Source organism: Clostridium sp. ATCC BAA-442 (assembly GCF_964239415.1).
In the GTDB taxonomy this organism is placed as follows: Bacteria; Bacillota; Clostridia; order Oscillospirales; family Oscillospiraceae; genus Flavonifractor; species Flavonifractor plautii.
The window spans coordinates 22,430-32,992 of sequence record NZ_CAXSQB010000038.1 but is presented as its reverse complement, the minus strand read 5'-3'; the positions used below and the strand labels follow the sequence as shown (position 1 = coordinate 32,992).

At 65.1% G+C, this 10,563-nt stretch carries 10 protein-coding genes; 9 read left to right on the top strand and 1 reads right to left on the bottom strand.

Features of this window, described 5'->3' with window-relative positions:
- The 5 genes from ACESY8_RS14480 to ACESY8_RS14460 all read left to right on the top strand — a co-directional run.
- Positions 1 to 1,084, top strand: a 1,084-nt coding sequence (locus tag ACESY8_RS14480) for a hypothetical protein (protein WP_498794811.1), incomplete at its 5' end; no start/stop codon positions are given.
- A gap of 280 nt (positions 1,085 to 1,364) precedes the next feature.
- Entirely contained in the window at positions 1,365 to 1,655 is a 291-nt protein-coding gene (locus tag ACESY8_RS14475) for a hypothetical protein (RefSeq protein ID WP_152970531.1), read from the top strand.
- A gap of 70 nt (positions 1,656 to 1,725) precedes the next feature.
- On the top strand, positions 1,726 to 2,226 hold the full coding sequence (locus ACESY8_RS14470) for a hypothetical protein (protein WP_054339437.1): 501 nt from the start codon (positions 1,726 to 1,728) through the stop codon (positions 2,224 to 2,226).
- 106 nt (positions 2,227 to 2,332) lie between these two features.
- Positions 2,333 to 3,457 carry a cysteine desulfurase family protein gene (locus ACESY8_RS14465; protein WP_054339436.1) on the top strand — a complete coding sequence of 375 codons (1,125 nt, stop codon included), beginning with the start codon at positions 2,333 to 2,335 and terminating at the stop codon, positions 3,455 to 3,457.
- A gap of 4 nt (positions 3,458 to 3,461) precedes the next feature.
- The gene (locus ACESY8_RS14460) at positions 3,462 to 4,850 is read left to right on the top strand and encodes an MATE family efflux transporter (protein WP_009260236.1); all 1,389 of its coding nucleotides are present in this window, start codon (positions 3,462 to 3,464) and stop codon (positions 4,848 to 4,850) included.
- A gap of 70 nt (positions 4,851 to 4,920) precedes the next feature.
- Here ACESY8_RS14460 and ACESY8_RS14455 read toward each other — a convergent pair whose 3' ends face one another.
- Entirely contained in the window at positions 4,921 to 5,388 is a 468-nt protein-coding gene (locus ACESY8_RS14455) for a GNAT family N-acetyltransferase (protein ID WP_007492745.1), read from the bottom strand.
- A 206-nt stretch (positions 5,389 to 5,594) separates the two neighbouring features.
- Here ACESY8_RS14455 and hrcA point away from each other — a divergent pair, with 206 nt between their 5' ends.
- The 4 genes from hrcA to dnaJ all read left to right on the top strand — a co-directional run bounded on the left by hrcA (position 5,595) and on the right by dnaJ (position 10,541).
- Complete coding sequence (gene hrcA, locus ACESY8_RS14450; protein WP_009260235.1) at positions 5,595 to 6,647, top strand: heat-inducible transcriptional repressor HrcA; 1,053 nt, start codon at positions 5,595 to 5,597, stop codon at positions 6,645 to 6,647.
- A 7-nt stretch (positions 6,648 to 6,654) separates the two neighbouring features.
- On the top strand, positions 6,655 to 7,206 hold the full coding sequence (grpE, locus tag ACESY8_RS14445; protein ID WP_009260234.1) for a nucleotide exchange factor GrpE: 552 nt from the start codon (positions 6,655 to 6,657) through the stop codon (positions 7,204 to 7,206).
- A gap of 213 nt (positions 7,207 to 7,419) precedes the next feature.
- Positions 7,420 to 9,273, top strand: a complete 1,854-nt coding sequence (gene dnaK, locus ACESY8_RS14440) for a molecular chaperone DnaK (protein WP_009260233.1) — start codon at positions 7,420 to 7,422, stop codon at positions 9,271 to 9,273.
- A gap of 101 nt (positions 9,274 to 9,374) precedes the next feature.
- Entirely contained in the window at positions 9,375 to 10,541 is a 1,167-nt protein-coding gene (gene dnaJ / locus ACESY8_RS14435; protein ID WP_054339435.1) for a molecular chaperone DnaJ, read from the top strand.
- The last annotated feature ends 22 nt before the right edge of the window (positions 10,542 to 10,563 follow it).

Genomic DNA, 10,563 nt, shown 5'->3' with positions numbered 1-10,563 from the left:
GGCCGGCACTGCCCCGGTTCGCCCCGCCAGGCCCCGCCGCCTGCTCCGGGCCGCGGCCGCCACAGCGTGCGCCGTCCTCTTTGCCGGCGGGCTTTGGTGGGGCCTCTCCCTGCCCACCCACACCCCGGCCGTGGAGCCCTCCGGCACCCCCGGCGTGGCCCGCACCCCCGCGCCGGCCCACACTCCGCCCGCCGACGTGTGGAGCCTGCCAGACGCGGGGAGCTGGATTACCATCGTGGAGGATCCCGCCCAGCAGATGGAGAGCTGCCCCACCGCCGGCCGGCTGGACGAGCTCACCGAGCTGCCCATCTACCGCAATCCCCGCCCCACGGAGGAGGAGCAGCGAACCCGGCTGGAGGAGCTGGCCGGAGCCCTGGGGTGCACCATCACCTCTACCCAGTGGCGGGAGGGCACGGCGGAGCCGTCCCAGGGCTGGGCCCCCGCCCTGTGGGCCGACGGCTCCGGCGGGGAGACCCTCCGGCTGCACGGGCAATCCCGTCTGGAGCTGTTGGACGCGGCGTCTTCTCCGGTAACCCTGTATGGGCTGTATCCCGGCACGGACGCGGAGCTGTGGGACGTGGAGTCGGCGGTGGAGTACAGCTATGACGGCTCTCCCTCTGTCACCCGCACCTTCTACTACCGCGATCCCGACGCGCCGCTGGCGCAGCAACTGTATGATTACAGCTTCCGCCGCTTCTCGATCCGCGACGGGAACGCGGTCCAGCTCACCCTTCCGCCCGGCGACCCCTGCGGCGTCTACCCCATCTGTACGGCAGAGGAGGCGGTGGCCCGCTTCCGCTCCGGCGACTATTGGAGCACCATGGAGACGGACTGCCCGGAGCGGGCGGAGATCCTGCAAGTCACCCTGGAGTATGCCACGCAGGACTATCAGACCTATTTCCAGCCGGTGTACCGCATCCTCTTCACCCAGGACTACTGGGACACCTATGTGGAGGGTCTAATGCATGAGGGCGTGGACGCTTCTCGCTTTGCCGGGGTCGCGGCGGCCTATGTTCCCGCCATGGAGGGGCTGAATTTCCAGATGTATGCCAACGACTCGGAGGTTCATCGTACACCCTCTTGATCTCCCTGCCGCGGGGCGGCAAACTGATCCCATCCCACAGGAAAAGCGGGACGGTTATGGCGCGTCCCCTCTGCATCGAACTCCGCTCCGAATATTGACACAGGTAAACCGTTGTTCGGAGTTAAATATGGAACGCTGATTCCTCTCTCACCGGCGCATCGGCACCGCAGGCGGGGTTCTCCACTCCGCCTGGCTATGTTGTCTGCCGGAGGCGGAGGAGCTCTTCACCGCCCCGCTGGTGGCCTTCTTCGATCCTAGCCCCGCTGTAGTGGCCGAGGGGGTGCGCTATCTGCGCGTCTGCTGCTCGGTCAACTGCCTGTTCTACGCCGCCATGTACACCTATGACGCCTTCGCCACCGGCGTGGGCGCCGCCGGGCTGGCCATGGCCAACGCCCTGCTCCAGTCTGTGGGGGTGCGCCTGGCCCTCAGCCTCCTGCTCTCCGGCCCTCTGGGCGCCGGCGGCCTCTATCTGGCCGAGGCACTGGCCCCCATCCCCTCCGCCCTGCTGGGCCTTCTCTTCTTCCACTCCGGGCTGTGGCGGCGTTTCCTGCCCCCGGCGTCAAACAGTTAGAAATTATTTATTGTTTTGTAAAGCTTCCCTGCCCTCTCTGTGTTATACTGGCAAAACGGAGGGGTGTACAATGGCAGAGGAGGAGAGGCGTCGGAGCGGGGCCGCCCTGGCTGTGGGGCTTGCGCTCGCCCTGCTGGCGGCGGCCGGATGCGGCTGGCTCTGGTACGCCCTGAACGGACTGCCCGGCTTCCTGCGGAAGGAAAATCCCAGCCTGCTGCCCCAGTCCGCGGCGGAGCATCTGGAGTCCAGCACCCTGCTCCGCACCGGCGACGGCTCCTATTATGAGCTGGAGGAGGGCTCCGGGCTGGGTACTCTGCTCCGTTCCGAGGACTGGAGTTCCATCCCGGCCTTTTCCGCCGGGGAGCCGGAGCTGTCCCTTCGCTACGGCGAGCAATATGAGCTCTTCCTTTGGGCCGACGGCCGGGCGGCATTTTACGACGGTTACGCCCCTGGAGACACACAGGAATGGGCCTATTACATCCTTCCCTCCGGCGTGGTAGCGGAGCTGCTGCAAATCCTTTCGGAGCGCGCCGTCCACACGGCCGATCCCTACGCATCCTTTTCCCAATAGGCACCAAGGCCCGCCCAAAACCGGGGCGGGCCTTGACTTTCGACAGGGCAGAGCATAAAATATTTAATACTGTCTTTATTCCATTCATGGACGAGGTGACCGTTACATGCCCACTTATCTTGACAATGCCGCCACCACCCGGGTCTGTCCGGAGGCCGCCCGGGCCGCTCTGGAGGCCATGACTGAGGGGTACGGCAACCCCTCCTCCGGGTATGCCCTGGGGCAGGCCGCCGCCGCCGCGCTGAAGGAGCACCGCGCCGCCGTGGCCGGCCGCCTGGGCTGCGCGCCGGAGGAGCTGGTCTTCACCTCCTGCGGCACCGAGGGGGACAACTGGGCCGTCCGGGCCGCCGCGGACTACGGACGGCGGAAGGGGCGGCACATCATTACCACCGCCATCGAGCACGCCGCCGTGCTGGAGCCGGTGAAGGCCCTGGCCGCCCAGGGGTATGAGGTGACCTACCTCAAGCCGGATCGGAGCGGCCACGTGTCCCCCGACGCCCTCCGGGCCGCCCTGCGGCCCGATACGGTGCTGGTGTCCATGATGCTGGTGAACAACGAGCTGGGCACCCTTCTCCCCGTGGCGGAGGCCGCCCAGTCCATCCGGGACGCCGGCTCCTCCGCCCTGCTCCACTGCGACGCGGTGCAGGCCTTTCTGAAGGTGCCCTTCACCCCGGCGGAGCTGGGGGTGGATCTGCTCACTCTCAGCGGCCATAAAATCCGCGCCCCCAAGGGCATCGGCGTACAGTACATCCGCCGGGGTCTGAACCTCAAGCCCCTGCTGACGGGCGGCGGGCAGGAGGGCGGGCTGCGGCCCGGCACCGAGCCCACCGCCCAGGCCGCGGCCCTGGCGGCCGCCTGCGCGGCGTGGCAAGAGGACTATCCCGCTCGTATTCAAGAAATCAAAGAATACGCGCTGGAATCACTCTCTGCCGTCCCCGGGCTGGAGATCATCAGCCGGGGGGACGCCCCCCACATCTGCGCCGTCTCCCTGCCCGGCTACCCCAGCGAAATGCTGGTGCGGGAGCTGTCCGACCGGGGGGTGTACGTCTCCTCCGGCTCGGCCTGCCACCGCGGGAAGCCCAGCCACGTGTTTGCGGCCCTGGGCCTGCCCAAGCGCACCCTGATGGGGGTGCTCCGCGTCTCCTTCTCCCCGGAGAGCACCCGCGCCGACGTGGACGCCCTGGCCGGGGGACTGACTGAAATCACTAAGACCAGAATTGCAGCGAGGTGAGCGTTTGTTCCACTATATGAACCGGGGGGCGGCCTTCTACCGCAACGTGGCGCGGCTGGCCCTGCCCATCCTGCTCCAGAACCTGTGCACCACCCTGCTGGGGCTGATCGACACCTTCATGGTGGGCGCCCTGGGGGAAGCCCCCCTGGCCGCCGTGCTGGTGGCCAACATCCCCGTCTTCGTCATCCAGCTAGTCATTTTCGGACTCCAGAGCGGCTCCTCCGTCCTCATCAGCCAGTTCTGGGGCAAGGGGGACACCGAGTCCATTAACCGGGTCATCGGCCTGGGCTGCTATGTGGCCGGGGCCATCTCCCTGGCCTTTGCCTCCGTCATGTTCTTCCTGCCGGAGCAGCTGATGGGCCTGCTCACCGACAACCAGGAGCTGGTGCCCCTGGCGGCCCAGTACGCCCGCATCGTGGGCTTCTCCTATATTTTCAACAGCCTCACCGGCGTGTACGTGGGCGCCCACCGCTCCATGGAGAACCCCAAGCTGGGCATGATCATCTTCGGCGTGTCCATGCTGACCAACGCCTTCCTCAACTGGGTGTTCATCTTCGGCAACCTGGGCGCTCCCGCCCTGGGCGTGGTGGGCGCGGCGGTGGCCACCCTGTCCGCCCGCGTGCTGGAGTTCGTCATCATGCTCTCCTACGCCCTGACCAACCGGCGCTTCCGGCTCAAGCCCGCCGTGCTCTTCCGGCCGGGCCGCGCCCTGCTGGCCAAATTTCTCCACTACTCCGGGCCGGTGGTGCTCAACGAGACCCTCTGGGGCCTGGGCACCTCCCTCTACAAGGTCATCATGGGCCACATGGAGGGCTCCACCGAGATCCTGGCCGCCCGCGCCCTGGCGGGCAACATTGAGGATCTCTGTACCGTGGCCATCTTCGCCATCGGCAACACCACCGCCATCATCGTGGGCCGGGAGATCGGCGCGGGCCGGCGGGAGCATGTCTATGAGGTGGGGGCTACCCTGGACACCCTGGCCTTCCTCTGCGGCCTGATCATCGGCATTCCCCTGATCCTGGGGGCCTGGTTCGTCTTCCCCTGGCTGGTCTACCCCTTCTTCCACCTGTCGGAGACCGCCGGCTCTATCACCACCATGATGCTGACCTTCATCGGCGTCTTTCTGGCCCTGCGGGCCTTCGACTCCGTCAACACCGTGGGCGTCCTGCGGGGCGGCGGCGACGTGCGGGCCGCCACCATCATCGACACCACCCCCCTGTGGTTCGTCTCCCTCCCCCTGGCCGCCCTGTTCGGCCTGGTGTTCCAGTGGGGCATCTTCTGGGTCTATGTGGGCATCATGGCCGAGCAATTCGTCAAGTTCGGCATTGGCCTGTACCGCCTCCGCTCCCGGGAGTGGATCAACGACGTCACCCAGTTCTCCCGTACGGAGTGACCGCGTTGTAAAAAATACCCCGGCTCCGCCTGTGGGCGCGGAGCCGGGGTATTTTTCTCTGTAAGCCGGCTCACAGCTCCCGCTCCATGCGGATGTCGGAGAGCTGGAACCATTTATCAGAATAGGTGACGTATTTGAACCCAAACCGCTCATACAGCCGCAGGGCCTCCCTGAGCTGATGGTTGGAGGTGAGGACCGCTTTCTTCTGCCCTGCATCCCGGGCGGCCTGGAGCGCCGCCTCCATCAAGGCCGTACCAATGCCCCGGCCCCGGTATGCCTCCTTCACACCGAACTTGAGCAGCTCGCACTGGCCCTTCCCCTGAAGCTCCAGCATGACCATGCCCACAATCTCCTCCCCCCAGCGGGCCAGCAGCACCCGGCCACCGCCGGACAGGAAGCGGTGGGGCTCCGCCAGCATCTCCAGATCCACCGGCTCCAGCAGGTCGTATTCCAGCAGCCAGGGCAGGGAGATGTCCTCCAGCGCCTGCTTGTAGCGGTCCTCATAGTCGATAATCGTGAAGCCTCGGCCCTCGTCCACGGATTCACCCCTCCTTTTTACATAGAATACCATTGTTCCGCCGCCCCGTCAACGCCCGAAACTTGCAGTCCACCCCTTTGCCTGCTGAATTTTCTACGTTCACATTTAATTTACATCCAGAACACTTGACTTTTTCGGGGGACGGTGCTACATTATCTTTAGCACTCAGAGAGTTTGAGTGCTAACATTGTGAAAGGGTGGCCGGAATGGATTTAACAGAGCGCAAAAAACGGATTCTCCGCGCCATCATCGAGAGCTACATCCAGTCGGCGGAGCCGGTGGGTTCCAAGGCCATCGCCGCCTCCATCGATATGGAGGTATCCTCCGCCACCATCCGCAACGAAATGGCGGATCTGGAGGCGATGGGCCTGTTGGAAAAGCCCCACACCTCCGCCGGGCGCATCCCTTCGCCCAAGGGCTACCGGCTCTATGTCAACGAGCTGATGGAGGAGCACAAGCTCTCCCTCCAGGAGACCCAGCGCATCAACCAGGCCCTGGCCATGCGGATGCGGGAGCTGGACCGGGTGCTGGACCAGGCGGGCCGGGTGGTGTCCCAGCTCACCAATTACCCCTCCTTCGCCCTCTCCTCCGGTCTGAGCCGCATGACCATCCGGCGGTTCGATCTGCTGATGGTGGAGCGCAACGCTTTCATCATCGTGGTGATGACCGACACGGACATCGTGCGTAACCGGCTCATCCGCCTGCCCTCCGACCTGACGGAAGCCCAGCTTCAGATGCTCAACACCCTGCTGAACACCACCTTTACCGGCCTGACGCTGGAGGAAATCACCCCGGAGCTGATGCGGGTGGCCCAGCATGCGGCCGGGGAGGCCTATGGGCTTATCTCCCTGGTGGTGTCTTTCGCTATGGAGGTGCTGGAGAGCCTGGAGCAGCGCACCGTCCACACCTCGGGTCTGGCCCATCTGCTGGAGCTGCCCGAGTACCGCAGCCTGGAGCGGGCGCAGCCGCTGATGAGCTACCTCTCCGAGGACGCCGACCCTGCCCGCTTCCCCGTTCCCAAGGACGATCCCATGAAGATCCTCATCGGCCCGGAAAACGTGGCCGACGCGCTGAAGGACACCAGCGTGGTGGTCGCCAGCTACGACATCGGCGACGGCATGCGGGGTGTCATCGGCGTGGTTGGGCCCACCCGGATGGATTACGCCAAGATAACCGCCCGCCTGTCCTATCTGGCCGAGGGCCTCTCCCGGCTGTTTGGACAGGGTGAACTGCCCCAGGGCAGGGACGACGAGAAATAGGAGATGAATGCATCCCATGAGCAAGAAGGAAAAAAAGCCGGAGGACGTGACCCCGGAAGAGCAGACCGAGCAGGCCGTCCCCACCGAGGAGACGGAGGCCGAGGCTCCCAACCCCCTGCTGGAGGAGCTGGAGGCCCTCAAGAAGAGCCTCTCCGACCAGGAGGACAAATTTCTCCGCCTGGCCGCTGAATACGACAACTACCGCCGCCGCAGCCAGAAGGAGAAGGAATCCGCCTGGTCGGACGCCAAGGCGGACACCGCTGCGGCCTTCCTGCCGGTGTACGACAACCTGGAGCGGGCCCTCAAGCAGGAGACCGCCGACGAGGCCTACAAGAAGGGCGTGGAGATGACCATGACCCAGCTCAAGGAGGTTCTCACCAAGCTGGGCATCGAGGAGATCCCTGCCCTGGGCGAGCCCTTCGATCCCAACCTCCACAACGCCGTGATGCACGTGGAGGACGAGGGCGCTGGCGAGAACACCATTGTGGATGTGTTCCAGACCGGCTTCAAGTCGGGCGACAAGGTGGTCCGTTTCGCCATGGTAAAGGTCGCCAACTAAGAAGCGCGGAGGGTAGGCACATAGGGGCGCTAAGGCGGGACGGAGACGAAAAAACAGGCGACGGGCGCAGCCCGAAGCGGCATTTTTCGCGCAGTCTGGACTTAGCGGCCCGGCCATGTGCCCAACCCATAGCGTGACATCATGGCGCACATGGTGCGCCCACCACTCAACCTTGTAAAAAACCAATTTCTTTATTATTGGAGGAACTGCTTTATGTCTAAGATTATTGGTATCGACCTTGGTACAACCAACTCCTGCGTGGCCGTCATGGAGGGCGGCGAGTCCGTCGTCATCCCCAACGCCGAGGGCAACCGCACCACCCCCTCCGTCGTGGCCTTCTCCAAGGACGGCGAGCGCATGGTGGGCCAGGTGGCCAAGCGCCAGGCCATCACCAACCCCGACCGCACCATCATGTCCATCAAGCGCGAGATGGGCACCAACTACAAGGTGAACATCGACGGCAAGGCCTACACGCCCCAGGAGATCTCCGCCATGATCCTGCAGAAGCTGAAGGCGGACGCCGAGGCCTATCTGGGCCAGACCGTCACCGAGGCGGTCATCACCGTCCCCGCCTACTTCACCGACGCCCAGCGCCAGGCCACCAAGGACGCCGGCCGCATCGCGGGCCTGGACGTCAAGCGCATCATCAACGAGCCCACCGCCGCTGCCGTGGCCTACGGCGTGGACAAGGAGCAGGCCCAGAAGGTCATGGTGTACGACCTGGGCGGCGGCACCTTCGACGTGTCCATCCTGGACATTGACGACGGCGTCATCGAGGTGCTGGCCACCGCCGGCAACAACCGCCTGGGCGGCGACGACTTCGACAAGTGCGTCATGGACTGGATGGCCGCCGAGTTCAAGAAGGACACCGGCATTGACCTGACCGGCGACAAGGTGGCCATGCAGCGCCTGAAGGAGGCCGCCGAAAAGGCCAAGATCGAGCTGTCCGGCGTCACCTCCACCAACATCAACCTGCCCTATATCACCGCCGATGCCACCGGCCCCAAGCACCTGGATCTGACCCTCACCCGGGCCAAGTTCGACCAGCTCACCGCCAACCTGGTGGAGGCCACCAGCGGCCCCGTGAAGCAGGCCATGAGTGACGCCGGCCTGTCCTCCAGCGACATCTCCAAGGTGCTGATGGTGGGCGGCTCCAGCCGTATCCCCGCCGTGCAGGAGATGGTCAAGAAGCTCACCGGCAAGGAGGGCTTCAAGGGCATCAATCCTGACGAGTGCGTGGCCATGGGCGCGGCGCTCCAGGGCGGCGTGTTCACCGGCGACGTGAAGGGCCTGCTGCTGCTGGATGTCACCCCCCTGTCCCTGGGCATCGAGACCATGGGCGGCGTGATGACCAAGCTCATCGAGCGCAACACCACCATCCCCGCCAAGAAGAGCCAGGTGTTCACCACCGCGGCCGACAACCAGACCAGCGTGGAGGTCCACGTGCTCCAGGGCGAGCGCGAGATGGCCCAGTACAACAAGACCCTGGGCCGCTTCAACCTGGACGGCATCGCCCCCGCCCGCCGCGGCGTGCCGCAGATCGAGGTCACCTTCGATATCGATGCCAACGGCATCGTGAACGTGTCCGCCAAGGATCTGGGCACCGGCAAGGAGCAGCACATCACCATCACCTCCTCCACCAACATGTCCAAGGAGGACATTGACAAGGCCGTCAAGGAGGCCGAGCAGTTTGCCGCCGAGGACGCCAAGAAGAAGGAGGAGATCGACGTCCGCAACCAGGCCGACCAGGTGGTCTACCAGACCGAGAAGGCCCTGGAGGACGCCAAGGACAAGATCAGCGCCGACGACAAGGCTACCGTGGAGGCCGCGCTGAACAAGCTGAAGGACGCGCTGAAGGGCACCGACGTGGCCGCCATCAAGGCCGCCACCGAGGAGGCCAGCAAGGCCTTCTATCCCATCGCGGAGAAGATGTATCAGCAGGCCAATCCCCAGGGTGGTCAGCAGCCTGGCCCCGACATGGGCGGCGCCCAGGCCGGTTCCGCCAGCTCCGATCCCAACGTGGTGGACGCCGATTATGAAGTGGTAGACGACGACAACCAGAAGTAAATTCGTCCGGTGAGCACGGGCCGGTCTGGAGTTGGCTCCTACGCAGTAGGGGGCGGCCCCCAGACCCGCCCGTTTCTCCCGTTAAGAGGTGATAGAACCCTATGCCAGAACAGAAACGAGATTATTATGAAGTCCTCGGCGTGTCCAAGGGCGCCACGGACGAGGAGATCAAGAAGGCCTACCGGAAAAAGGCCAAGCAGTACCACCCGGATCTGAATCCCGGCGACAAGACCGCCGAGGCCAAATTCAAGGAGGCCAATGAGGCCTACGAGGTATTGTCCGACAAGGATAAGCGCGCCCGCTACGACCAGTTCGGCCATGCGGGTGTGGATCCCAATTTCGGCGCGGGCGGACCCGGGGGCGGCTTTGGCGGCTTCGGCGGGTTTGACATGGGCGACATCGACCTGGGCGATATCTTCGGCTCCTTCTTCGGGGGCGGCTTCGGCGGCGGCTCCAGCCGTGCGCGCAGCGGCCCCATGAAGGGTGACACCCTGCGGGCGTCGGTCTCCATCAGCTTTGAGGAGGCGGCCTTCGGCTGTGAGAAGGAGATCACCCTCAACCGAACCGAACCCTGCGACGACTGCCACGGTACCGGCTGCGCGCCGGGTACCACAGCGGAGGTCTGCCCCGACTGCCACGGCAGCGGCCAGATCCGTATCCAGCGGGGCGGCGGGGCCTTTACCTTCGCCACCACCACCACCTGCCCCAAGTGCGGCGGCAAGGGCAAGATCATCCATCAGCCCTGCAAGAGCTGCGGCGGCGCAGGCAGCGTCCGCCGTCAGCGCAAGCTCACCGTCTCCATCCCCGCCGGCATCGACAACGGCCAGGCGGTCTCCCTCCGGGGACAGGGCGGCGCGGGCAAAAACGGCGGCCCGGCGGGCGATCTGCTCATCAGCGTCACCGTCCGCCCCCACGAATTCTTCAAGCGGGACGGCACGTCGGTCTATCTGGAGCACCCCGTCACCTTCCTCCAGGCCACGCTGGGGGCGGAGTTGGAGATTCCCACCATCGACGGCAAGGTGAAGTGGAGCCTGCCGGCGGGCACCCAGCCCGGCACCACCTTCCGCCTGCGGGGCAAGGGCATTCCCAGCGTCAACGGCCGGGGCCGGGGCGACCAGTACGTCACCGTGAACGTACAGGTGCCCACCGGCCTGACCCACGAACAGAAGGAGGCGCTGCGTGCCTATGGCGAAGCCATGGGCGAGCTTTCGCCCGGTCCCATGGAGGGCGTAAAATCTTTCTTTGACAAAAAGAAGAAAAAGAAATAAACTAGAGGACGGGCTAATGCCC